Source organism: Coleofasciculus sp. LEGE 07092 (genome assembly GCF_015207375.1).
Lineage (GTDB): Bacteria > Cyanobacteriota > Cyanobacteriia > Cyanobacteriales > Coleofasciculaceae > LEGE-07092.
In genome coordinates this window covers 82,474-108,279 of record NZ_JADEWY010000001.1, presented here as the reverse complement: position 1 = coordinate 108,279, position 25,806 = coordinate 82,474, and the positions used below count along the sequence as shown (strand labels likewise).

Here is a 25,806-nt window from a genome sequence, read left to right as displayed (position 1 = left end):
ACAATTTTTTAACGCAGAGGTGCGCAGAGGATAACGCAGAGGTTTTGGAGGTACTGTGTTATTTAATCGGATGTAAGCGGAAGCGATATAACGAATGACCAATGACAAAGGACTAATGACCAAACATGGATTTACTGCGATCGCTCCCCCTAGGGCTATACCTGGAACAACCTATCACTTGGCTGCATTATCTAGACTCCAGAGTGAAGTTCATCTGGCTAATGAGCTTTCTAGCGGCTCCCCTGCTGGCAAATCCTTTCAGCCGTCTGGCTCTGGTGGTGCTGTTAATTCTACTTACCCTCTCAGCCAGAATCCCGTTGCGTGTCTGGCGTCAGCAGATGGGTTGGCTCCTAACTCTGTCCTTTTTCGTCTTCGTTCTCACTGCGATCGCTCCAGACGGACTCGCCCTTAACCACCAATCACGACTTCCCCCGAACGAACTCACCTTTTCCGAACAATCTCCCACCCAAACTGCTCCAGCTCCTAATCCCTGGTACAATCCCTTTGGTTGGCGATCGCACTCTTCCGACTCTTCCCTAACCCAGCCACCCAGTCTTAGACCTCAACCCACCGATTATCGCTATGTACTGTTCAGTGCTGGACCCGTTACCATCACTCGTCGGTCCTTAGATCTTGCCGTTCGCGTCAGCACTGTCCTCTTTACCCTGATTTACAGCACCAATCTATTCTTACTCACTACCGCTCCCGAAGAAATCACGGCTGGGTTAGAAAGTTTGATGCGCCCCTTGCGGCGTTTGAAGGTTCCTGTTACTGAAATTACCCTCACCTTGACCCTATCACTGCGGTTCATTCCCCTAGTTCTAGAAGAAGTACAAAATTTATTTCGTTCAGTACGCACTCGCGCTATTAACTGGAAAAAGTTAGGGGTTCGCAGAAGCTTACAAGTCTGGCTGATCGTTTCAGAACGGCTGTTAGAAAATCTCCTCCTCAGAGCCGAGCAAATTGCTAAAGCCATGACCGTGCGAGGCTTTACCAGTCCAAACGAACATCGGGTACAGTGGCATCAGCTACGCCTACGTCGATGTGATTGGCTAGCGATAGCCAGTTTGATTGTATTCTGGGGAGCTAGACTGGCTTGGGGATGATGAAGCTTAATTGATAGTTCAGACTCTATAAAAATACCAATTTACGTTGTTTCAGCCCAATTTGACAGCAGAGGGATGGACTAACCCCTGTAATAGTTGAATCAGTTTTTGCCAGATTGAGGGCTTCTGAGTTCCCAAAACTTGGTTATAGGTAGTGTAGGCATATTTGTAGCGACCTAGATGATGTAACGCCAGTCCTTTGAAGAGTAATGCCGTTTTGTCATCCGGTTGAATTTTCAGGGCTTTTTCAAAACTGGTAAGCGCTTGGGGGTAACAATTGAGATGAGTCAGCGCGCTTCCTCGCAAGACCCAAGCGGTGTAATGGTCAGGTTGAATCGTTAAAGTTTCGTTACATTTGGCAAGGGCTTCTTCGTAGCAACCTAAGTTAAAGAGTATTTCGGCTTGGGAATACCAGCTCTTGGGGTTGTCAAGTTCATTTTCTATGTAGTTCTTCACGGTGAGACTCTCCTAATAACTGTTAATATTTGTATGTATAACGCACCATAATGGAAGTATGTTAAACTTTTAATATAATTTAACTTGATGCAACCAATCAACATAACTAGTGTGTGGTTTAGGTAAGTTCTATGGACATTGACGTAGCATTGAAACTGGTTGATGCCACTGCTATGGCTAGGGCAGCAAGACACCTGAGCGCTCCCGAAGAGAGAATACTTCAGGGAACCTGGCAAGGTATGACCTATGAGCAGATGGCTGACACGTCTGAATACAGCACCAATTACCTCATGCGAGATATTGGTCCCAAGTTATGGAAATTGCTGTCAGAAGCCTTGGGCGAGGAGGTTAGTAAAACGAATTTTCGGGTTGTACTGGAACGGAGATTTCCTGAACCCTTATCTGAGATACAGCGACATCAAGAAGCTGTGTTATTTGATCCAGGAAGACACAGAAACCTTAAAGAAAGCCAGCCCTGTTCAGATTTGGTTGAAGCTCCCGATATATCGGGTTTCTTGGGTCGTACCGCAGAGTTAGCCACGCTCAAGCAATGGATTGTGGAACAAGGTTGCCGACTAGTCGTGCTACGGGGTATGAGAGGTATTGGCAAAACGGTTCTGTGTAAAAAACTGGTAGAACTGATTCAAGAGGACTTTGACTATGTGATTTGGCGATCGCTCACTCAAGCTCCACCCCTCACAGAACTGTTAGGAAAACTGCTAACGAGCTGGCGCAACTCACGCTGTCTGATAGTCCTAGATGGTGCAGATGCTATTCTCCAAAATGATCAATTAAGCGGACGTTATCGAGAAGGTTATAAGCATTATGGTGAGTTTTTTCGGCGTATGGGTGAAGAATCCCATGATAGCTGTGTGATCATAACGAGTCGGGAAAATCCGCGAGAAGTGACGTTACTATCGGGTGAAACCACACCGGTGCGCTCATTCATCTTATCTGGCTTAAAGGAGGACGAGGCACAGGAAATTTTAGAGACAGAGGGACTGATTGGTCAAGAAAGGTGGTCTGAATTAATAACCCTGTATCGGGGTCATCCATCGGCTCTCAAAATGGTTGCCAAAATTATTCGAGAGTTGTTCCATGGTAATGTTGCGGAGTTTCTGGAGCAAGAAACCCTGGTTTTCGGGGAGATCGATGAGTTGTTAGGGCAATCGTTTAACCGTTTATCAGATTTAGAAAAGGAAGTACTCTACTGGCTGGCAATTGAAAACAAACCCGTTGACTTCTCAACTCTACAGACGAGTCTAAATTTATCCTTGTCTCAAGCCGAACTTTTAGAAATTCTGGCATCTCTAAGACAGCGATCGCTCCTTGAAACCACTGAAGCAGGCGCTAAGTCGTACTTCGCTCTCCAGCCAATGATGATGGAGTACATCACCAACCAACTCGTTGCCCAAATTAGCGGCAATGTTTCAACCGCAGAATCACCCCATTACCCATTGCCAGAGATTGAAGAATCGATTGAGTTAACACCCTCAACGAAATTGCCTGTTAACCTCAGCCAATGGTTTGATAACAACATTGAGACAGGTTGGCAACCTGTAGAAGTTCTCTTAGGTGCCAAACCTCAAAAATCATCCCCAAGACTGCGAAGTACTTACCATCTCAGACAAGAAGGTTTGGTGAAACGGTTTAAACCGATTCAGATAGGAAAACGATTTCAGAATCAAGTTGTGGCTTTGTTAGTGGCAATTGCAGCAGAGGCTGACCAAAAAGTTGGGATTCGTGTTCAGGTTCAACCCATGGGAGAAGAAACCTCCCTACCTGCTAACCTGAAGCTGGGTTTACTCAATGAGTCAGGGCAAATCTTACGGGAAGTACAATCCCAAACTCAGGATAACTTCATTCAACTGCCCCGCTTCCGAGGTGAGCGAACAGAGCATTTTACTATCCAGGTCGCTTTTGATGCGTTTAGCATGACAGAAGAGTTTGTGATCTGATTGCCCCTCGGCAGACAGCTATGAAACGAGTCATCTTAAAACTAGGCAGTGGGAATTTAGGAAGCGGCTGTCATTCGATCGCCGCTCAACTTTATGATGTCGATGGACGTTTACAGGGACAACGACAAGGCGGTTTAACTGCAAACCCCCAGTTAAAAGAACTTCACCAAAACTGGCAATCACTCTACAGGAACCGCTCCAAAGACTTAGGTTTGTCTGAACGCATTCAAATCTTAGACTCAGAGGAGTGTGAAAGTCGATTTTCTGAAGTTAATTTCTGGAACACTTGCCAGCAACTCCCAAAACAACTGAATGACTGGTTAGACTCTAACTCCTTTCGTCCCATTGAGCGGTTTTTGCGGACGCACCTTCATCCCTCCGAAGAAATACAGGTGATTGTTGAAACTGAAGATACACAACTGCGACAACTCCCCTGGCATCTTTGGAGTTTCTTTGAAGATTACCGTCAAGCTGAAGTCTCGTTAAGTATCCCAGAATGGCAAGTAGAACGGCACTCTTCTACTCCCCCTGGTCAAGTTAGAATTTTAGCTGTTCTGGGGAATAGTGATGGGATTGATATCGAGGCAGATCGCCAATTACTCGAAACGTTACCCAGTGTTAATCTGGTCTTGCTAGAACAGCCAAAACGTCAGGATTTAAATGAGTGCCTTTGGGACGAAAAAGGTTGGGACATTCTATTTTTTGCAGGTCACAGTCAAACCCAGGGAGAAACGGGGCTTTTTCAGATCAACCCCAGTGAAAGTTTAACGATTTTCCAGTTAGAGAATGCCCTGAAATATGCGATCGCAGGAGGGTTGCAGGTAGCTATTTTTAACTCCTGTGATGGGTTAGGATTAGCACGGCAGCTAGCGGCTTTACAGATTCCCCAAATTATTGTCATGCGGGAATCCGTATCAGACCAGGTAGCACAGGAATTTCTCAAATATTTTCTGCGGTCATTTGCCGATGGCGAGTCGTTCTATAAAGCGGTTCGGAAAGCACGAGAACGGCTAGAAAGTTTAGAAGACGAATTTCCCTGTGCTAGATGGTTGCCAGTCATTTGTCAGAATCCAACCGCAATCCCTCCCAGATGGCAAGAGTTGCTCAAAACACCAGAACGGCAAACAGACTCCACCCAGTCGCCAGAAAAGAAATTAACTCCAACTCGACGGTGGTGGCGTGGTTGGCAGAGTGTGTTGCTGTCAAGTTTTGCCGTTACTAGTTTGGTGATGGGAGGGCGATTATTGGGTTTGTTGCAGTCATGGGAACTCAAAGCCTATGACCAGTTAATGCAACTGCGACCCAATGAAGAACGAGATGAGCGCTTGTTAATCGTTAAAGTCACCAAAGAGGATATTGAACAGTTGGCGGATGACTATCCCTTAACTGACGCGATGCTCCTGAGGCTGTTGAAAAAGCTAGATGAGTATAAACCCCAAGGTATTGGGTTAGATATTTATCGAGATATTCCAGAAGGAAAGGGTAGAGCTGATTTAATTCAATACTTGCAACAAAATCAGCATATAATTCCGATTTGTCTCCACAGTAGTGCTAAAAATCCTGGCATTCAAACTCCTCCTGGTGTCTCAGGAAAGCATATTGGTTTTACGGATGTGGTTAAAGACCCCGATGGCATTATTCGTCGTCATCTGTTGGCATTAGAGCCAGCCGATAATTCTCCCTGTTCTGCACACTATGCCCTCAGTTCTCAACTGGCACTCAATTACTTAGAGTCTAAAGATTACTCTGTTAATTTTCCGACGACAGACTCCTGGGAAATTAGTCCGATTGAATTTAAAATATTGAAAGTTCACAGAGGATTTTATCAACAACCAGAACTCATTAATGGACATCAAATACTGCTAAATTATCGTTCTTATAGCTCCCTTGCAGATATTGCGAAACAAGTCACCCTCAAAGAAGTGATGACGAATCAAGTGGATGCTTCCCTAGTCAAAAATCGCATTATTATAATTGGAGTCACCGACCCAACTCTCGCTAAAGATGATTTAACTACGCCGTATAACCAGGAAATACGAGGCTTACTACTTCATGCTCAACTGGTGAGCCAATTCGTCAGTGCTATTGAAGATCAACGCCTTATTTTGAAGTTCTGGTCGCTTTGGGGTGATACAGTTTGGGTTGGAAGTTGGTCTTTGGTGGGAGGTATACTGATCTGGCGATTTAGATCACGACTAAATCGAGGACTAGTGGTGGTCGCCTTACTTATTTTTCTTTATGGAAGTTGCTTTATTTTGTTATTAAAAAAAGGTGTTGTGGTACCGCTTATTCCATCAGGATTAGCTTTAGTGATGACTAGCTCGATAGTGGCAAAAGATACTACATTTAGACGCGATAAAGATAGAGCTAAATTATGATTCATTTGAAGCCGACTTTTCCAGTAATGGCATTAGTTGTGCTGGTTAATATGACTAGTTATCTGATACCAGCACAGGCACAGTTAAACCCCAGCAGAACCATTATTTCTGACCGACCTAACCCACCACCAAAACCGCCGCCTGAAGGACGAGAACCAGCAGGCACCCGTGGTTCGTGTGAGAATACGGAGATTCCTTTTACACCCTTATTGCCTCTTACTGACTCGGGTTTTTCTGGATTTACACTGACTGGACATCCAACGTTTTGGTTTTATATTCCCTATAAAACCAGTACGATTAGCTCCGTAAAATTTTCCCTAGAAGATTCACAGAAGCAATTTGTCTATGAAACTCGTTTTCAGCTTTCTGAAACACCCAGTTTCGTTAGCGTTAGTATTCCAAGCGCTGCTGAACCTCTAGAGAAAAACAAGCAGTATCGCTGGACTTTTATGCTGTATTGTGACTCTCAAGAATCATTAGAACCTGATCGCATTTGGCATCAAGGATTGATACAACGAGTAGATAGAGCTGGTCTAGAAACCCAGTTACAGGCAGCGACATTTGATGAGAAACTCAGACTTTATGTTAATAATGAAATTTGGTACGATGCCTCAACTGATTTAGCCCAGATTCGTTCTCGACCTGAAGCTTGGGCTAACCTATTAAAAGCAATGGGTTTAGAAGAGCTTGAGCAAGAGTAAATAACGGGTTCAGTTGTACCGATGGCAGAGTAAGCGGAGGAGCGGGGGAGACTTCTTCCTCCCCATTACCCCAGCTCCCTCAGCTCACCAGGGACTACCAATCATCGTAAAACCAGCCCAGTAATAAGGATGAGACAAATCTTGATTAACCCGTGCGGCCATTTCTGGCGGTAAGGGAATACTGCTGAGTTGACCTAGCCCTTTGAGTTGACCTTCTTCCAGACGCACTTGTCCTTTCAGCATCGCCACTTGTGCTCGTCGTAGCGCCTCAGCTTTAATTTTCACGTCCGGTTGACTCAGTTGTCGATAAAACTCACTCATCAGCGCCAGTGTCCCTTCGTCGTTGACATACAATAAACTAGCCAAGACTGATTTCACTCCGGTTTGCACGGCTAATCCGGCAAATCCCAACTCATTTTCTACATCGCCTACAGCAGTGCGACAAGCACTTAATACTAATAACTCCACGGGCGGGTCATGCCAACCGAGCTGTCGCAGTTGAGCAAGGGGCAGCTTGGTGTCCCATAATTGGATGTAAGAGTTACTCGGTTGAGCGGGGACAAATTCCCCATGAGTAGCGAGATGAATAATGCCAAAAGACTTTTTAGTGCGAGCTTGCTTGAGATTATCTAGGGTGAAACTCTCGTTAAGAAAAGATTTGCCTGACCGAAGCTGGTTTGTAATGATAGACAACTCCAATGGCACAGCAGGTAAGGCTTTTTGCTCCCGAAATTGAGAGACTCCCATCGCCAAGACGGGTAAATTCTTTACGTCTACATAACGATTATCCGTAAGGCTGAGGCTAGGCATTAACCCAACACTATAGTTTTCGACGATAAACTGTTGTCCATCATGAAGTGCAGCCAAGGGAATTGAGCGCAGACCTTTGTCTAAAATGAAGGTAAGATTATTGATTTCTTTGGCTTGTAAAGCATCTTCTAAGGGAGACACAAGCCATTGATAAAGCTGCTGGGAAGTTGGCAAGTAACCCTGAGAGTCTCCGACATCAGTAACATCACTGCGGAATTGTTGAGCGACTTGGAGAACTTGTTGGCGTGTCACTCCAACCCGCTGTCGAATGGGTTGACCTTGGGAGGTAATAAGCAACAATTCTAATTGGTCGTTGCCTAGATTCGGTCGATTTTTCTCGAATAGTGTGGACTTCTGTGTGGAGGTTAATTCTTGAGAAGTGAACTCCCAACTAGTAGTAGAGGATTGCTGTTTATCCGGTTCAGGTAGGGCGGCAGAATTGTCTGAGTTCTCCTCTGGAGGAAAGGTTGTTGGCACAAAAAAGGCATAAATGATTGCAGGTTTAACCCCAATGGCTTGTTCAATCTCTTGGTTTAGAGTAGTGCGGACTTGTTCGAGGGTGACGATAGAGGTATCGCTGATGCCGAGAGCGTTTTCAAATAGACTGGTGAAGAATTCCTCAAGTTGGTCGAAGGTGTAAGGTTGCTGGGTAGCGATTTCTATAAAATTTGGAGGTGCAGGGCGATGTTCTGAGGGTTGGCTCAGATCAAGAGAATTGATCAATGGCTCAGTGGCAGGAGTGGCTAGATCAACATTAATCCTGGTAGGAATTTTTGGGTCAACAGAATAAGTGGGAATCGGTTTTGGGGGTTGGTTGATAGGAACAGGAACAGAATCAGAAATGGGTTTGGGCGAATTAATCGGTGGTTCAACACTGACTATCTGAATCGTCCCTTCTCTGTGGGTAAAGGGAAAGGATTGGAATGGGGCAATACTGAAATTTCCATTGGTGATACTTCCCACTGTTCCATTCGTCGTGGCATCTCCCACATCAAAGGGAATGACGCCCTTGCCCCCATGTTGGATGGTGATGTCACCCCCCCTAGTGTTGCCTATTGCGGAAATGCTAGTCGTTAAGCCATTGGCAGCGGTGAAGGTGTCAGTAGCTTGGAAAAAACCTTCAGTTATGATATCCACACTACCGCCAGTCCTTATGCCTTCAGTGTTAATCCAACTCACTTGGATATCCCCGTTAGATTCAAGGGTGATATTGCCGCCATTACCGTTGCTAGAACTAGAGTCAATTGCCCCAGTTGTAATTCCTTGGTGGGCTGAAATCGTTATAGTTCCACCATCACCGTTTGTAGAGCTAGTGTCAACTGTACCTACACTCGTATCAATTTGACCGAGTTGACTGGTTAGGGTAATCTCCCCACCTGAATTGATAATGTTGCCAGTGGTAATGTTTTGGTTGGCGAGTAGGGTAATGGAGGCGTTGTCTGCTCCGGTAAGGTTAAACCCGCTGGTGTTGATTGAGCCTAAACCGAAGGGCGATCGCAAAGTAACTGGGTCATTGAAAATGATATCGCCAGTTAGAGTAATGGCACCACTGCCGTTTTCGCCGCCGATGAAGATGTGTTCAAACCCATTGGTTAACCAATTAAGTTCGCTGCTATCCAGATTCAACTGATTATCGTCGGTAGCGCCACCGATAGTGATACCCACACTAGAGTCAAGGGGCTGTAACTGGAGGATACCTGTGCCGCTGATTTGCGGGGTGTGAGAAAATTCTGAGTCATCTGTAACATTAATTTCATCGGCTTTGAGGGTAATCGTGCCACTGCCTACCCCTGTAGGATTAATCAAGCCGTCTCGCAAATTAATCCCTGCTGCACCATTAGCACCAGTACCCTCAAGGGTAATTGTCCCAGTGCCAAGTGCTTCCACCGCACCCCCTTTAAAAAGCTCAATGCCATAGTTTTCGCTGCCGATTCCGTCACCGATGCCCATCAGCCGGATATCGCCATCCCTGGAACTGACGCGAGAGTTTTTATCTCGAATCCTAATCCCGTGATTCTGATCCCTATCCCCGCCAGCAATACCCTCAATACGAATACTCCCTGTTCCGGTTGCTTCTACTACCCCGCCACCAATCAGCTCAACACCATGATTGAACGTGTCAGGCTCAGTTCCCCCCCTACCCATCAGGTGGATATCCCCATTGACAGAACTCACCCTTGAGCCGTTTCTGTCAATTCGTATCCCCTGACTTCCTCTATTGGTATTCTCTCCTCCAGATCCGCCGATACCTGTCAGGGTAATCAGCCCTGTTCCAGTTGACTCCACAACCCCACCCCGGAACAGGAAAATGCCATGGTTTGATCCCTCCGCCCCAGATCCGCCGTTGCCTTCCAGAGAAATCGTTCCCATTCCAGTAGTTTTTACTATGCCACCGTTGAAAAGCTGAATGCCATCGTTACCAATTCCAGATCCAGCCCCGCCAGTTCCCTTCAGATTGACATTGCCATCAAATGAAGACACGCTTGCGTTATCAATTCTTATCCCCTCATTTTCATCAGTTCCGATTCCGCCAGTGCCATCTATAGTAATGCTCCCCTTTCCGGTTGCTTCTACAGCACTATTGTCAAAAAGCGAAATACCCTGACTCTTGATTCCAGTTCCAGCGCTTGTGCCAATCAGGATGATAGTTCCATCCACTGCAAAAATGCCGGAGCCTTCGCCCACAACCCTTATACCATCCTGGTCACTTCTCCCAGCACCGCCACTACCTGTTAGGATAATCGTCCCTATTCCAGTCGATTCCACTACACCACCTTCAAGAAGCGAAATGCCGTTATTCAACGTTCCACTCCCGATCACGGCTCTGCTCGTGCCTGTCAGACTGATATTTCCATTCACCGAAGAAATTAGGGAGCCTTGACCCTGAATCCTTATCCCATCGTTGTCTCTTGTTGTCCCAAAACCGCTGATCCCTTCTAAGGTTATGGTTCCATTGCCGATCGCTTCCACCACACTACCATTGCGAACCAAAATGCCAGGATTGCTGTTACTACCTACGCCTCCCGTACCTCTAATCTGAATATTGCCCGTACCAGAATTAATAGTCGCTCCATCTAAACGCACCTCTCCAACTCCATTGCCACCAAATATTCCAGGCTCAATTGTCACGTTACCGCCGTTGGTGACAATCTGTGAACCGGGAGTCATTACAAACTGGGCGGTTCCGGGTTCTCGTTGAAGTGCGATCGCATTCTCATCATTAATCTTGGCACTAAAGTTGCCACCGTCTAGTTCAATAGTGCCATTGAGGATAATACTCCGACCTGCCAAAAATTCTAGGCCATCAATGTTCTCAGAAACAATATTGTCATTAACCGTGATGTCATTATTGGCTTGCAAAGCTATCTTGCCATTGATATTGGCATCCAATAGTCCAACGACTTTCCCAAAAATATTGACATTAGCCTCAATTAATTGATTTGGGATTGAAGCCTTAATAGATCCCGAAACAATAGCTGTTCCTGCCTCATTTGATAGAGTTGTACCCGAGTTAGCGAGCTGCACAATGTTATCAGGATTGGAAATTAATCCAGTCTCCACAGTTCCCACAGTTCCCGTTAGCAAACCGGGTAAATCTAGAGGCGTAACTGGCAGGAGCTGCCCCTCGTTGTCCCTTGGCAGTTCAATTTCCAGACTTAGTAAATTTCCAGGTTGATTAATCCGCACCAACGTTTCACCAGGTACAGCAGCAAGCAGGATATTCCCTCCTGGGGCGCTCAATTGTCCAGTATTAATAACATTGCCACCCAGTAAGGTTAAATTCTGCCCTTGGGATACCGCGAGATTACCGGCATTGATAATGCTTCCTACTTGAGCTACATCAAAAGCAAACTGAGTGGGAGTGCCGAGTAAGTTTTGATAATCATTCTCACCCAAGGCATTGAACCAATGATTATCGCCAAAACCAATACCCGTGGCAGTCGTAGCCATAAAAGAAGCAGGCACATTGAGTTGGGCATTAGAGCCAAAGACGATGCCTGCTGGGTTGAGTAAAAATAAGTTAGAGTTACCCCCAGTAACTTGTATGAGACCATCAATAATGGAGGGGCTACCCCCAACAACCCGTCCCAGAATATTGCGAACTTGAGGATTTGAGATAAAATTGGCAATCTGACCTGAATTTAGTCCAAATTGCTCAAAACTGTGAAAAAGATTAGCCGCGTCTCCAGACAGGGTGTCACCATTGATGTCGTAGCGGTTGCCATCAGCGGTGATAGTCGTACCAGCACCATCGGATGCAGGTATAATCAGTTGTGCTTGCAGAGGCTTTGAGGTAATGGTGACGATGCAGCCAATAGCGACCAGTGATTGAGTAACTTTTTTCACGTTAAATCCTAGCGATTGAGCTGAAGCGTTATATTTCCCTTTTGCTTATCCTCATACAGTTTTGGCACGAATTTTGAGGTGTGCCATTCTATTAAACTATGACAAAGCTGCAACCGTGGCATTGGCGATCGCTTCCCCTAGAAAATCGCACGGGTTCTGAGATATTTGAAAAGCTATTTTTGAATTCTGGCGCGATCGCGACTCTGCTCGAAAGTCCCTATCCAACACCTCAAGATCAACCCCAACTCGCTCAATACTCTATCTGTGCTGGAATGCCCCGCCTTCTCCAGGGACACCCTCGGATTTGGACACCACCCGTGGGCAAAATTATGCCTCTATTGCGCCGTCTCCTTTCTTCTCAAGCCGATCAAGAGCCGTTGAACCCACCCCTTCACCTGCCATTCACGGGAGGTTGGCTGGGTTGGCTAGGCTACGATTTAGCGTGGGAGATCGAGCGGTTGCCTTACACTAAACCCGATCCCCTACCCTTCCCCGTCGCCTTCTGGTACGAACCCGCAGCCTTTGCCGTCCTCGATCACTGCCAGCAAGTCTTGTGGTTAGCCGCTACTAGCGACGCTCAACTCAACCAACTTCACCAACATCTAGAAGCTCCATCCCCTTCTTTTCATCTCCCCAGCGTTCGACTGAGCGTCTCCGCCCTGAGCTTGCCGAAGGGTCACGCCGAAGTCTCCCCCTCTCCCCATCCCCCTCTCACATTCCTTACCTCCCAAGCTGACTACGAAGCTGCCGTTGTCCAAGCTAAAAAGTATATTCAAGCTGGCGATATTTTTCAAGCAAATCTTTCCTTGAGGTTTGAAGCCACTACCTCAGCGAATAGTTGGGCGATTTACCGCACGTTGCAACAAATTAATCCCTCTCCCTTTGCCAGTTACTGGCATACCCCTTGGGGTGATGTAATAAGCTGTTCTCCCGAACGACTAGTACAGCTACAAGGGCGCACGGCGCAAACCCGACCGATTGCTGGGACGCGATCGCGCAGTGCTACCCCTGAAACCGACAGGCAACTGGCGCAAGACTTGCTGGCTAATGCCAAGGAAAGAGCCGAACATATCATGCTCGTCGATTTAGAGCGCAACGACTTAGGACGGGTATGCGAGTGGGGATCAGTTCGTGTTAGCGAACTGTTGGCGATCGAGCGCTACAGTCATGTTATGCACCTAGTCAGCAACATTACTGGCACCCTGCGTGCTGAGTGTGATGCCGTTGAGCTAATTCGCGCCCTGTTTCCTGGTGGCACGATTACAGGTTGCCCGAAGGTGCGCTGTTTAGAGATTATTGAAGAACTTGAACCTATGCGTCGCAGCTTGTTCTACGGCTCCTGCGGCTATCTTGACTGGCGCGGCAACTTGGACTTGAATATTTTAATTCGCACCCTCTTGTTTAAAATAGATGAGGCAGTCCTAAACAGCCGCAATCACCCCCTCAACAGTTCCCCGTCAGCGATCAATAGTGTGTGGGGACAAGTGGGGGCAGGCATTGTTGCCGACAGCGAACCTGAAAAGGAATGGTATGAGTCTCTCTATAAAGCTCAAGCTCAGTTAGCTGCAATTCAAGCTGTGAGTTATTGAAACTCCCCGCTCTTGCATAGACGGGGGTTCTTTCATGATGGGGAGGGCTACCACACCTAATGGTATTCTTACCTAAATCAGGATTTATCATACATTCCGACTTGTAATCAGTCGTTTAACAAGTTGCTTAACAACTCTAGTGCAGGGTTTTAATGGAAACCTACCTGAATCACCCAACATTTGGTCTGCTTTTTCGAGTTTGCATGGTTGAAGAGAGCCGGGAATTGTTCACTACCCTTTATGCTCAACGCCTGTTTTTTCTGGTGACAACGGGTTCCAATGGACTCGCCTTTGAACCAATTACTCGTTCAGATGCTCGCCATTTAGTAGAAAATCGCCTCCGCTTGCTCCGTCGTATGGGTTTATCCAAAGACTACGAGCAGCTTCAGCTTATTCATCGGCAAACCTTCCAATGACCCTTCGCACTAGCAATGTGGGAAGATATCTCTTAAAGCAGGACACTTGTGATAATGGGTAATGGGGAATGAGCTAAAATCAGAAATCTAAAATCTAACCTCCCATGACTGGCTCTATTGCAGAACGCATTGCCACTATTTACCAACAGCTTCCACCACAAGTCCGGTTGATTGCCGTTACCAAACGGGTATCGGTGGGTGCTATGCGTGAAGCTTATGCGGCTGGCATTCGAGATTTTGGCGAGAGTCAAGTTCAAGAAGCGGCAGCGAAAGTTGCCCAACTCCAAGATTTGCCAGATATCAACTGGCATTTTATCGGGCATCTCCAGAGCAATAAAGCGAAAAAAATCCTAGAACTATTTCGGTGGATTCATGCTTGTGACAACTTAAAACTAGCCCAAAGGCTGAATAGATTGGCGACAGAGCTATCCTTCAAGCCGCAAGTTTGCCTGCAAGTGAAAGTCTTGCCAGATCCCAACAAATACGGTTGGACAGTATCAGAACTGCTAGCGGATTTATCCGAAGTCAATCAGTGTGAAGCGCTGGGCATTCGGGGATTGATGACCATTTTGCCCCTTGGACTGTCAGAATCACAGAGTCTGGCTGCTTTTGAGCAAACTCGCAACCTAGCCCTAAAAATAGGGCAGCAAAACTGGTCAAATCTCCAAATGCAGGAACTTTCAATGGGTATGTCTGGCGATTACCCCTTCGCTGTACAAGCGGGTGCTACTATGGTGCGGCTGGGGCAAATTATTTTCGGCGAACGAATGCCTTCAGCTCTCATTTCACCAGTGCAACAGGAATAGGGAACAATCGGATAAGTAGGGAAAGTCTTGCTCCCTTGCTCCCCTAACCCCCCTCTTGTTTAGTCAGACCATGGGCTAATATATTGCCAAGACAACTTTACACTGAGGGTATTGTTTTCTTTTGCCTCCCCATCCCTACCAGGAACGGGGTTTCCAGTGAGTTTTTCTAGGACTACCTGTTTTGAGGATACTAATGTATACTTTAAGGCTTACTTTTGAGAGGCTCTAGCCCTAATGTTAGGGAATTGAGGATAAGCTAACCCTATTTATAGTTTTTGCTGTCCTAAACCAAAATCCCTTAAAGACAGGTGCCTCAAACAGGGTCGATTAGTCAATTATTAGATTTCTCATGTCAAACTAAAGTTGTGATGGAGAGTTCACTATGAATAACCTGTTCAATAAGCTACGAGATTTTGTTGGTCTTAACGATCCACCCGAATACGAATATGAGTACGAGGATATGGATGGAGACGCTTACCAAAATCTCTATCAGCAAGAGCAGCCAGTTCAAGCATCCCCGGAAGAAGAACGTCCTACTCGACGCCGCGTCCGGGAAAGACCCGTTGTAGGAGCAGAAACAGGAATGGGACCGACTTCAATAAATAACGTGATTGGAATGCCTGGTGTTAACGGTATTTCAGAAGTAGCTGTGATTGAGCCGCGTTCGTTTGAAGAAATGCCACAGGTTATTCAGGCACTGCGAGAGCGCAAATCGGTGGTCTTAAATCTGACCATTATGGACCCCGACCAAGCCCAACGAGCCGTAGACTTTGTAGCGGGTGGCACCTACGCCATTGATGGTCATCAAGAACGAATTGGCGAAAGCATCTTCTTGTTTACACCAAGCTGCGTTCAAGTGAGCACTCAGTCCGGTGTGGTTCATGAAATACCAACATCTCAAGCCCGGACTGCCCGTCCATCTACGCCACCTCCGGTTTGGGGGACTGAACCAGAACGGATGGTTCAGTAAGGATTTTAGATTCGAGATTTTGGACAGTTGACTCGGTCTAAAATCCAAGATCTCAGATCGAAGGTTCCATCAAAGAGGAAGCTGGAGTGTCTGTCAAGGTTGGTATGATTGGTGGTGGGGTAATGGGAGAAGCCATTTTATCCCGCCTAGTTGCCCAGCAGCTCTATCGCGCTGATCACATCCTCGTTAGCGAACCCAACTCGCACCGACGAGAGGTTTTAACTCAAAAGTATGGGGTTAATGTTACTTTCGATAACCGAGCCGCAGCATCGGCATCGGAAATTTTATTGTTGGCAATAAAACCTCAGGTGTTTGAGACAGTGGCGACAGAGTTGGTGCCAAAGCAGGACATTGCTGACCAAGCACCAGAAGAACTAGCTGTGGTGGTTTCGATTTTAGCGGGTGTATCCTTAGGTCAACTAGAAGCCGTTTTTGGATGTCAACCCGTAATTCGGGCGATGCCCAACACTCCGGCAACAGTAGGGGCAGGAATCACAGCCCTAGCACCAAGCCAAAACGTCACAGCCAGTCAGATGGAGCGGGTAACGGCACTCTTTAGCGCTGTGGGCGACGTGGTAGAAGTGCCGGACTCCCTAATGGATGCCGTGACCGGTCTATCCGGCTCTGGACCGGCATACGTGGCAATTTTGATTGAAGCTCTTGCCGATGGTGGCGTAGCGGCGGGATTACCGAGAGCGATCGCTTCTAAGTTAGCTCTCTCTACAGTCTGGGGTACAGCTCAACTGTTGCAGGAGACGCAACTGCATCCGGCTCAACTCAAAGATCGTGTAACTAGCCCTGGCGGTACTACAATTGCTGGAATTGCCGAGTTAGAGCGTGCTGGTTTCCGTTCAGCACTAATTGAAGCCGTGCAAGCGGCTTACCGACGCTCTCAAGAGCTAGGTCAATAATGAATTAGGGGACAAGGAGACTGGGACGCTAGAAGAAGCGCCTTGTTTCCTAATTACTCTCGATTTCTTGCTGTAGAGGTTGCCCTAGCTGCGGTTCAGTTCCAGTAAGCAACCGCTGAATGTTGCTGCTATGACGCAGTATGACATACAAGCCAGCAGTTCCAGCGAACAACAGGTAGGGCAGGGGTTGATCAAAGAGTACCATCAGGGCAGAAACAGCGATCGCACTCGCAATGGAACCGAGGGAGACAATGCGGGAAATCGCCAGCACGGTGACAAAGACTCCTAGAGTCCCCAACCCAACCGGAAAGCACATGGCGAATAAAATCCCACAGCCCGTAGCAGCGGATTTACCGCCACTAAAGTTAATCCAGATAGATTTACTATGCCCTAATATGGCAGCCAAGGCGACGACAGCCACTAACCAGGGTTGCCAAGCCTCCGGCATAACGGATGCTCCCGTTAGAGCATAGAATTCCTTGACGAGAGCGATCGCACCAACCCCTTTGGCAGCATCAATGAGCAAAACTGCCAGTGCTGGTCCTTTTCCTAGAGTTCTCAACACGTTAGTGGCACCGATTGAACCTGATCCTTGTTCACGAATGTCAATACCCTTCAGCAGACGTCCTGCCAAATAACCCGTGGGGATCGAGCCTAGCAAATAACCAACAGTAATTAGCAACCCACACCAAATTAACTCAAGCATCATAAGTTTTTGACTCCTCAATTCGTTCTGAACGATTAGCTTGAGCGCTCAGGGGGTTTTGGGGGCTTGTTACTTAGACTCGCTAACTCCCACAAGTCAGATCTCGCTAATCATTAATACTGATAGGTAGACATTTGCTGGGGATCGGCAGCAAAAGCCAACCAGAGGGGAAATTGCAGAATTGACAGACTGATCTGATCTTCTGTCTCATCAATAATAATTAAAGGTAACTGCTTTTGAGTGATTAAACGATCCGCTTTTTGGACTAGGGGTGCTGCCTCCTCAAACAAAACCACACCCCGTTCCGGTCCAAAATCGCTGCGAGAGATGCCCAGACAATCCTGCAAACCCCTCCGCCATTCTCCCAATCGTTCGGGGGTATTAGCAAGTACTAGGGGGCGTAAGCGATCGCCATAGAGCATACGCAATACAGAAATAACTGCCGAGCCTACTAATATATTTTGTAAGCGGCTGCCCATTGTACGGACAGCACCCCGACCGCCTTGGGTAAAAAACCAGGTGGAAACTCGTTCGGCGTGAATCGGCTCAAATGTGCGACGTAATTGCCAGGGCGGACCGTAATAATCTGGCATCTTACGGTATTGGTCGAGAATGCTGCGAATTTGCCGGATTTGTTCTTGAAATGCTTGTTCGGCAAATTTGGGTGTAGTCGGTGTTTCCGGTGGCTGGGAGTTCTCCACGATTAGGGGAGATTCATCGGTTGGGGATAGTTCGAGTTCTTCTGCGGCAGCAACCAAGTCTTGCAAACTTCCCACCAAATAATCCTTAAAACCCTGCACTCGAATTGCCAACTCTTGGGAAACTCCGGCAAATGTGGTGCGCATTTCCGTCCGGATGCGTTCCCGGCGGCGTTCAAGTTGCTCAACAGAAATTAAGAGCGCCTGTTTTCGTTGTTCTAGCTCGCTCAAACCCTCTTGTATCATGGTGCCGATCGCAGCTTGGGTTTGGGATAACTGATCAGATAGCCGCTGAGTCTGGGTGGTTTGCAAATTAGCAATTTTCTGCCTCAACTCCTTTTCCTGATGCTCAAGATCTGCGATAGTTCGAGCTAATTCGGCAATTCTCTGTTCTGGGTCTGGCGGTTGAAACACTGCCAATTTTGGATGGGATTCTTCTAGACGGTTTGAGTCCTCTGTTTGTTGGGGTTCCGCAGACATCCCTGTCATTGCTTCTGGTTTCTCTAAGGGTTGTTCGTCCCCTGCCTCAATAGCTGGCTGTTGTTCTTGCTCGGGTTTCTGGATTTGCGATTCGTCTGAATTCATCGAGTAACTAAACTAAAAATTAACAACTAACAAAGATTCAGCAATAGTTGAGCCGATGGCACCCAATTCTGATTAGGAGTTCAGGTCAATTGCCACGCTCAACAACTGACCTCTAACACTGTCAAGCTGCCACTAGATTTAAAGTCTGGGGCAGTATTGTTCCAGAGAAATTTTTAGCTGCTTTGGGTCAAACAGAATCGGGAGAAAGTGAATGCTATTGACTTCTTTGAAATAAAACAGAATTGGTACCGAATACCAATAAATATGCCAATTTTGCCAGTCTTGATAGGGAAAGCGCCGGATTAGACTCTGAGAGCGGTAAACATCCAGTGCTGTTTCTGTAAATTTTAGGCGGATTGTTGCTGCTTGAACCATTAAAAATAACCCGAAAAGAGCGATTGCCAAGCTTACCCAAATTTGGATCAGCAATATCGGTAGAGCAATAAGAAGCAAAGCTAACGGCAGGGTATAGCTTGGAGAAAGCTCAACGATTTGCGTCGATGTAGAAGAAGAGGCAGCAGAAGTCACTTTATTTAAATCCCTTTATTATCAACGCCAACAAATATACTTTAATGATAAGGTGTCTCTACACCACGCTCCCCAGTCAACCCCTCAAGGTTCTGCAGGTTGCCCGTATCCTCAAATCACGGCACTGCCAGTCCCTTGGAACATCAACAAAGATAAGAAAAAGTTGACAATAAAGATTGCCAGTAGAGCTGTAACAACAGCGGTGGTAGTTGATTGACCCACTCCTTTGGCTCCACCGGTGGTTGTTAATCCCCAGCTACAACCGATAACCGCGATCAGCATACCAAAGCAAGCCGCTTTAATAGCTGCACTGCACAAGTCCCAGACTCCTAAGAACTTGCGAGCTGAATCGAGAAATACCGAATGAGGAATATTGTACATATTCTCGGCAATCAGCATTCCTCCAGTCATGCCGAGAATAATTGCTAGAATCGTTAACAGTGGCAGCATGAGACAGCAAGCCAAGACGCGAGGAATCACCAGGTAATCAATGGGGTCTGTTTTAAGCATATAAAGTGCGTCAATTTGCTCAGTCACTCGCATCGTGCCGATTTCAGCGGCGAAAGCCGAACCCACTCTCCCCGCCAAAATCACTGCTGTCAGTACGGGCGCAAGTTCTCGGCTCAATGCTAGTGCTAAAACACCTCCAATTGCACTCGTGGCACCAAAATTGATAAACTCCCGTGTCACCTGTATTGTAAAAACTGCCCCTATAAAACCAGCAGTAATCATGGCGATAGTGAGCGATTCAGGTCCCACCGCTGCCATTTGATCGAGGGTGTTGCGTCGGTGGATTTTTCCAGCCAGTAGGTGCAAGACCACTTGTCCTCCCAAGAACATCGCTGCCAGCAAGCGTTCGAGCCACGACCTCAAGCTGGAATTGGAATTTGTCATGTGTCCTTTGTCATTTGTCCTTTGTTTTTAGAATTAAGCTACCGTACTAATGACCAATGACTAGTGACTAATGACCAATGACCCTATCTGCTATCATTGGATTCTACACGAAAGCGTTCCACAGAGGTTAGTAGGTCTCGCGCCACACCAACAAGGTTTTGCAACGCACTGGATACTCGCTGGGCTTCTTGGGAGGTTTCTTGAGCCGTTAGCTCTACCGATTGCATGACTTGGGCAACGGCACGAGAGGTTTCTGTTTGCTCCACGGTATCGGCTTTAATTGAGCGCACAAGGGCGTCAATGCGATTGGAGACTTGAATGATATCTTCCAGTGCTCGCTTGGCTTGTTCTGCCCGTTTGGTGCCATCAATGACCTGCTGGGTTCCTTCTTCCATAGCAGTCATGACTGAACCGGTTTCGCTCTGAATTTGCATCACGATTTGTTCGATTTCTTTCAGAGCTTTTGCCGCTCGGTCGGCTAACTGTCGCACTTCATCAGCAACCACCGCAAAGCCTCGACCCGCTTCTCCGGCTCTTGCCGCCTCAATACTGGCATTGAGAGCCAATAAGTTGGTACGGGAAGCAATGGTAGAAATCACTGCCACGATTTTAGAGATTTCCTGGGATGATTCGGCAAGACGCTTGACTTTTCGGGTCGTTTCTGCTACTGTTTCTCGGATTTGCAAAATCCCTGCCACGGTGCGTTCTACAGCTTCACCGCCTCGCTGCGCCGTCTCCGATGCTGAATGAGCCACTTCCTCAGCTTCTCGCGCTGCCTCAGCTACCCGCTGAATCGAGTCGGTCATCACTTGCACGGAGTTGAGGGTAACGGCTAGTTCCTCAGCTTGGCGCAAGGCATCGGAAGAGAGGGCGCGGGCAAAGGATTCACTATCTGTAGAACCCTTCGTCACCTTACGTGCTGCGTCCTTCACCTGTTGGACAATTTCCCGCAGGTTTTGAATGGTCAGGTTAAAGGAGTCGGCAACAGCACCCAAAACGTCGGCAGTCACTTCAGCTTGCACAGTCAGATCGCCGCGTGCGGCTCCTTCTACGTCATCCAGCAACCGAATCACCTGGCGTTGCAAATCTTCTTTTGCCTGTTCTTGCTCTTCCGCCTTCCGTTGCGCTTCGCTGGTGGTAGTCAAGATCACCCGTGCCATCTGGTTGAAACCCGATGCAAGCTGACCGAGTTCGCCTTCTGAGTAAACGGGGACGCTGACGTTAAGATTGCCTTGAGCAACTGCATCAAACTGGCTTTGCAGGTCAGCAGTCACCCGTTGAATCTGGCGGGTTGTGAGTCGCGTTAGAAAAAGAGTGGTTGCAAAACTGCCAATTCCCGCCGCTAGGGTCATGAAACCGCCTGTCTTGCGCAGATGGTTGACGACACTCGGTTTTTCGTCTGTTGCCGTACTCGCGGCTACGAAGCTCACCACCGCCACCATAACCATCGAAACTACGCCAGCAGCAAGAGCCGTAATCCACTGTTTTTGTTTGAGAGAAGCATTTTCAAAGGGAGCTAACCAACCCTGTTCAACGCTGACGATCGGTTCATGATCGGTTTCTTTCGGTTGGTTGAATACGGGAACTTGCTCTAAAGAGTTCCCAGTGATACTAAAGACTTCTTCATCGTTACTGGTGTTTGAAGGATAGCTCTGAGTGGCAGCTGGGCGATCGCCATTTTCACTTAATCCAATGGCACCAGTCGAACCCGCGACCATCCCACTATTGCTCAACACATCGAAATCCGATTCACTCGCACCTGGGTGAGACATCTCTTCTCGTTCCTCAAGGGAGAAATCAGGAATAGAACCGAGATCGTCGTCAAAGACATCAAACGCATCCAAAAAACCCTCTGTGGCGCTGCGATCGCCCTCCATTCCCGAATAGCTGGCGGTATCGGCTTCAGCTACTTCGTCCATGGCAAAGGAATCGCTGCCAAAGGTATCGTCAAAGTTATCAAAGTCAAAGTGTTCCTGAGAATTAAACCCATTGCGATCAAAGCTTTGATCCTCTTGGGTATAATCACCTTCAGGAAATGATTCCCTTGAAACTTCCGGTTCTTCACCGCTATAGTCAAAGTCCTCGGTATCAGTTGGAAAGCTTTCTTCAAGCTCCCCTGAACTCATTAACAGTGTTTCGTCCTCAAAAACAGGGTAGCCTGAATCGTAAGACTCGCCTTCTAAGTCTTCCTCGAAGCCAACCGTCCCTGTTCCTGGTTCTGATAAATCATCATCTAATGGGAAGGCTGAGTCAAATGGCTCTGAGTCTTCTTCATAGACTGCTTCCAGTTCAAAGTCTTCGCTGGTAGAAGGCATCATAAAGGTAGCGGCTGTCGGCTCATCTGACACATTTGGGAAGAAATTGCCTGTTGCATCATCTAGAGCGGCATTCTCAAAATTGTCAGCATCCAGATCGAATTCAGTGGATGTTTCCTCCAAGATATAAGGCTCGTCACCCTCTGCCTCCTCTGTCAAGGCAAAGGGATATATATCATCTTCAGATAAGCCATCGACAGTCTGCTCCGTCGTCTCTTGCTCGAAGTCTGAATCGCCAAAGGGATCGGCAAAGGGTTGATCTGCCGTTTGGGGAAAATCATCTCCCATCGCGTCATCGAAATCCAGAGCACCCAAGTCAAAAGCGTCTGACTGATCTGAGGTGTCCAACTCTTGCCAGGTTTCAAATGTTGGAGTATCACTCAGATCATCGGTTTTGCCAATATCCGGATAACTTTCATCAAATTCTTGGGTTGATGCTGCCGAATCTGCGGTATCTGCTTGATGCGGTAAATGATTGGCATCTTCTAGACCTCTATTGGCATATTCGATAAAATCGGGTTCAGACGTTAGGTTAAGTACCAACTCATACTGTTCCCTCGCTACATCGTATTGCTGCAATCCATAGCAATAGATATGACCTCGCAATAAAAGCGCACTAGGATCGTCTGGAAAATCTTCGATTAACCGATTGACGATCTCGGCAGCTTCTTCATAACTGCCTTGCATATAGGCTTTTTGCGCTTGTCCGTATTCCTGCACGTAATCTGTACTTGATGCCATTTGCCTCCTCCCGCTGCTCATCAGGAAAAAGTAATTGATTATTGGTTGTTAGTTAGGGTTTATCTGTTACCAGACTCATCCCACGCTGAACAAAAAATTACCAATCTCAATCTTTTCCCTTTTACCTTAGTTTTGTGTTCATGCTGCCCACCGTGCCGATCGTAGAATTGCCACCTGATTTAAAAGTCGTAACACTTTATTAGACCCTGGGTCTAACAACCACTCTCCGTGCAAAAAAGGAGCCATAGTATCCGGCACGTTCGTCGGCATCTGCAACTGCTCAATATCGAGCCAGTCCATATCCACAATCCGATCAACCGCTAAACCCACCATTGTGTCTTGGTCTTCGACAGCAATGACCGGAATTTCTGGACGGTCTGTATTGATAGGGGTCGCGTCTCCTAGAAACTGACCCAAATCAGATACCCAAATGACTCGCCCTCGCATATTAAGCGTCCCTAACAGTAAGGAAGAAGCATTGGGAATGGTTGTGATTTGGTTAGGTGATGGTTCAAGCACTTCTCTAATACCCGTAGCAGGTAGGGCAAATTCATTACCAGACGGTACATAAAATCGCAAATATAGCTCACCTTCAGGACTTTCTAGTTCCTGAAATTCCGGGGATTGATCTTGACCAGTGGCAGTTAAAAAATCCGGATTGCCAATCATTATCTTTAATAAATACCTCTATAACTTATCCCCTCAGTAGTTGTTTCACCGTGCCAATCAACTCAGTAGGCTGAAAGGGCTTGGCAATGTAAGCATCTGCACCTTGTTTCATACCCCAATAGCGATCAAATTCTTCACCTTTTGAAGAACACATCACAACTGGCACATTCTGCGTTTTCGGGTCAGCTTTCAGACGACGGCACACTTCATAACCGTTCATGCGAGGCATAACGATATCTAACACCACGACATCTGGACAAGACTGCAAAATATGCTCTAACGCTTCCACGCCATCACTTGCCACAGTGACCGTCAACCCACTTCCTTTAAGGAGGTCTGAGATCATCTGCCGTTGTGCCAGACTATCTTCTACAACCAGAACTGTACTCATAACTCCCTACCTGACTCACCAACGATCCGGTGAACTCCGAACATGACCAAGACTTTACACTTAAACATAAACTCAGTAATGATTAAAGTATCACTCATGATGGCTCGATCGCGATTGACCCCTCCTCCATAATTTGGCAAGCTGGAGCGCCGATTGATGCAGCATGGATGGGTATAGAAGTTCCCTGAGGTGATTGTAACGCGAACAATCCCCTCTACTCTCTCTTGCTTGGAGTCAAGCTGGATTTAGGTTCAATTCCTACAAGTATACGTCCGGCTTTTGTCCCAGTTCTGTTAGGCAACGGTAGCCCTGCCCTTCAAGCCGAGGCTGGCTTAGTGATATCAGCGTCTTCTGTGTCTTGATCTAATCCTTCAGTAGAAGAATTATCTAAGCTAGTTTTTTCTTGATTGCCTAGACCGACATATTTCTCTAATAACATCAACAGCTCACTTGCTCCAAAGGGCTTGGTCAAGTAGTCTGTTGCCCCTACCATGCGAGCTCTCACTCGGTCGATAAAGCCATCTTTACCCGTCAGCATGATAATGGGGGTCTGTCGAAACGCCGTGGACTGTCGCAGCATTCCGCACAGTTCGTATCCATCCAGCTTTGGCATAACTAAATCGCACAGGATAAGATTAGGTTTGAGCTGAAAAACCAGGCTCAGTGCTTTTAAAGGATTCTGTATAGCTCTGACTTCATACCCTTGAGCTTGCAGTATATACTCCACCGTTTTGCCAACTGCCAGATCATCATCCACGCAAATGACACGAGGCGCATGGGTCGCACTGGCGAATTCCCATTGCTGTTGCATCGGGGGTATCTCGTGGGCTGTTGAAACCAGTAATTGAATCCAATTTTGTTGAATATAGGGGTATATTGCCCTAGCTACCGTTAGAATATCGCGATTTAAATAGCGAGCCATCTGGCGCAGAGATGTTTTGCCATCTGCCCAACGCTCTAGGGTTCTAAAGGCTTTTTCCGGCAGCACTGCCCCTAACTGGTGCTTATCGGCAATCATCGGACATTGATTAGGGGATTGAATATGAGGATGAAATTGCTTCCACTCCTGCACTTGTTTCATTATTTTTGTCACCAGTGGGGCAATTTCGAGAGTTGTCAGTTGGGGGGCTAGTGCAGGACCCAGCTCAAAGACAAAGTACCCATTGTGGAGGCTTAACAGGTCAAAGAGGGTTTCATGTACCATGCTTTGCAGAATGCTGCGTCCTTGGGCTGGTGTGATAATATGCTTTTCAAGCAATGCCCACAAATAAGCGTATTCTGGTGCATTCGTTGCCTCAAGTGACGGACGTTCCAACTCATCCAGAGCCGCATCTGCTTTATAGCGGCGCAAATAATCGTGCAGGCGCGATAGGCTACCATCACTGTTGGCAGCGTAGGCAATTTGTCCGTTGAGGAAGAAAACAAACCAAAACGGTCCCGGTTTTCGAGCGTTGGTTTCTGAGTAGGGACGACCAAAGGTGAAACCTTTGCTATTGACATCGTTACCCGTACTACTGGCATGGGAACTGTGCGCCTCCACCAAAAGTTCGCCTGTTCGCTGACCTAATTCGATCAGTTGCAGGATGCTACGGATATCAATTTCATTTAACGATCCCTGCATTTATCTTTAAATGTACTCCTAAAAACCTGGTCGATGCTGAAACTTAACTACAACCACCCATCGCTGCTTCCAGAGTGTCCGCAAGGGTTACAACATGTGAAGCCTGTCCCTACTACTGTGTCCCATCAATGAAGCTCTCTCTCCCTCCTGCCTCTCGGCTTAGAGCATCTATCTGCACCCTTGCTGTTCAACTGGGACTGGCGCAGATGG

General features: G+C 47.1%; 19 protein-coding genes. 9 read left to right on the top strand and 10 right to left on the bottom strand.

What is annotated here, in order from left to right:
• The first annotated feature begins 125 nt into the window (after positions 1-125).
• Entirely contained in the window at positions 126-1,106 is a 981-nt protein-coding gene (locus IQ257_RS00465) for an energy-coupling factor transporter transmembrane component T family protein (RefSeq protein ID WP_193872268.1), read from the top strand.
• 51 nt (positions 1,107-1,157) lie between these two features.
• On the opposite strand, the gene IQ257_RS00460 is transcribed toward IQ257_RS00465, so the two are convergent.
• Entirely contained in the window at positions 1,158-1,562 is a 405-nt protein-coding gene (locus IQ257_RS00460; protein ID WP_193872266.1) for a tetratricopeptide repeat protein, read from the bottom strand.
• Positions 1,563-1,693: 131 nt separating this feature from the next.
• Between IQ257_RS00460 and IQ257_RS00455 the strand changes: the two genes are divergently transcribed.
• The 3 genes from IQ257_RS00455 to IQ257_RS00445 are packed head-to-tail and all read left to right on the top strand — an operon-like array spanning position 1,694 to position 6,599.
• Positions 1,694-3,520 (top strand): DUF1822 family protein, encoded by a 1,827-nt coding sequence (locus IQ257_RS00455; RefSeq protein WP_193872264.1) that lies wholly within the window; start codon positions 1,694-1,696, stop codon positions 3,518-3,520.
• 20 nt (positions 3,521-3,540) lie between these two features.
• Positions 3,541-5,898 (top strand): CHASE2 domain-containing protein, encoded by a 2,358-nt coding sequence (locus IQ257_RS00450; RefSeq protein WP_193872262.1) that lies wholly within the window; start codon positions 3,541-3,543, stop codon positions 5,896-5,898.
• The gene (locus tag IQ257_RS00445; protein WP_193872260.1) at positions 5,895-6,599 is read left to right on the top strand and encodes a DUF928 domain-containing protein; all 705 of its coding nucleotides are present in this window, start codon (positions 5,895-5,897) and stop codon (positions 6,597-6,599) included. Before IQ257_RS00450 ends, IQ257_RS00445 begins: the two co-directional genes overlap by 4 nt.
• A gap of 84 nt (positions 6,600-6,683) precedes the next feature.
• Here IQ257_RS00445 and IQ257_RS00440 read toward each other — a convergent pair whose 3' ends face one another.
• Entirely contained in the window at positions 6,684-11,756 is a 5,073-nt protein-coding gene (locus tag IQ257_RS00440) for a CHAT domain-containing protein (RefSeq protein WP_193872258.1), read from the bottom strand.
• A gap of 98 nt (positions 11,757-11,854) precedes the next feature.
• Here IQ257_RS00440 and IQ257_RS00435 point away from each other — a divergent pair, with 98 nt between their 5' ends.
• From IQ257_RS00435 to proC, 5 genes are all read left to right on the top strand, one after another.
• Entirely contained in the window at positions 11,855-13,345 is a 1,491-nt protein-coding gene (locus IQ257_RS00435; RefSeq protein ID WP_193872256.1) for an anthranilate synthase component I, read from the top strand.
• Between the two features lie 152 nt (positions 13,346-13,497).
• Positions 13,498-13,761: a transcriptional coactivator PipX gene (pipX, locus tag IQ257_RS00430; RefSeq protein ID WP_193872254.1), complete on the top strand. Its 264-nt coding sequence runs from the start codon at positions 13,498-13,500 to the stop codon at positions 13,759-13,761.
• A 104-nt stretch (positions 13,762-13,865) separates the two neighbouring features.
• Positions 13,866-14,567, top strand: a complete 702-nt coding sequence (locus tag IQ257_RS00425) for a YggS family pyridoxal phosphate-dependent enzyme (RefSeq protein WP_193872251.1) — start codon at positions 13,866-13,868, stop codon at positions 14,565-14,567.
• 382 nt (positions 14,568-14,949) lie between these two features.
• Positions 14,950-15,537: a cell division protein SepF gene (locus tag IQ257_RS00420; RefSeq protein ID WP_193872249.1), complete on the top strand. Its 588-nt coding sequence runs from the start codon at positions 14,950-14,952 to the stop codon at positions 15,535-15,537.
• A gap of 86 nt (positions 15,538-15,623) precedes the next feature.
• Positions 15,624-16,448, top strand: coding sequence for a pyrroline-5-carboxylate reductase (proC, locus tag IQ257_RS00415; protein WP_322744115.1), 825 nt, complete (start codon positions 15,624-15,626; stop codon positions 16,446-16,448).
• Between the two features lie 49 nt (positions 16,449-16,497).
• Here proC and plsY read toward each other — a convergent pair whose 3' ends face one another.
• The 8 genes from plsY to IQ257_RS00375 all read right to left on the bottom strand — a co-directional run bounded on the left by plsY (position 16,498) and on the right by IQ257_RS00375 (position 25,596).
• Complete coding sequence (gene plsY / locus IQ257_RS00410; protein WP_193872247.1) at positions 16,498-17,157, bottom strand: glycerol-3-phosphate 1-O-acyltransferase PlsY; 660 nt, start codon at positions 17,155-17,157, stop codon at positions 16,498-16,500.
• A gap of 110 nt (positions 17,158-17,267) precedes the next feature.
• Positions 17,268-18,437 carry a DUF3086 domain-containing protein gene (locus tag IQ257_RS00405; protein ID WP_193872245.1) on the bottom strand — a complete coding sequence of 390 codons (1,170 nt, stop codon included), beginning with the start codon at positions 18,435-18,437 and terminating at the stop codon, positions 17,268-17,270.
• A gap of 138 nt (positions 18,438-18,575) precedes the next feature.
• Positions 18,576-18,965: a DUF3119 family protein gene (locus IQ257_RS00400; protein WP_193872243.1), complete on the bottom strand. Its 390-nt coding sequence runs from the start codon at positions 18,963-18,965 to the stop codon at positions 18,576-18,578.
• Positions 18,966-19,076: 111 nt separating this feature from the next.
• Positions 19,077-19,859: an MlaE family lipid ABC transporter permease subunit gene (locus tag IQ257_RS00395; RefSeq protein ID WP_193872241.1), complete on the bottom strand. Its 783-nt coding sequence runs from the start codon at positions 19,857-19,859 to the stop codon at positions 19,077-19,079.
• 83 nt (positions 19,860-19,942) lie between these two features.
• Positions 19,943-22,915 carry a HAMP domain-containing methyl-accepting chemotaxis protein gene (locus IQ257_RS00390; protein ID WP_193872240.1) on the bottom strand — a complete coding sequence of 991 codons (2,973 nt, stop codon included), beginning with the start codon at positions 22,913-22,915 and terminating at the stop codon, positions 19,943-19,945.
• A gap of 138 nt (positions 22,916-23,053) precedes the next feature.
• Complete coding sequence (locus tag IQ257_RS00385) at positions 23,054-23,584, bottom strand: chemotaxis protein CheW (protein WP_193872237.1); 531 nt, start codon at positions 23,582-23,584, stop codon at positions 23,054-23,056.
• Positions 23,585-23,609: 25 nt separating this feature from the next.
• Complete coding sequence (locus IQ257_RS00380; protein ID WP_193872235.1) at positions 23,610-23,975, bottom strand: response regulator transcription factor; 366 nt, start codon at positions 23,973-23,975, stop codon at positions 23,610-23,612.
• Positions 23,976-24,291: 316 nt separating this feature from the next.
• Positions 24,292-25,596 carry a response regulator gene (locus IQ257_RS00375; RefSeq protein WP_193872233.1) on the bottom strand — a complete coding sequence of 435 codons (1,305 nt, stop codon included), beginning with the start codon at positions 25,594-25,596 and terminating at the stop codon, positions 24,292-24,294.
• Between the last annotated feature and the right edge of the window lie 210 nt (positions 25,597-25,806).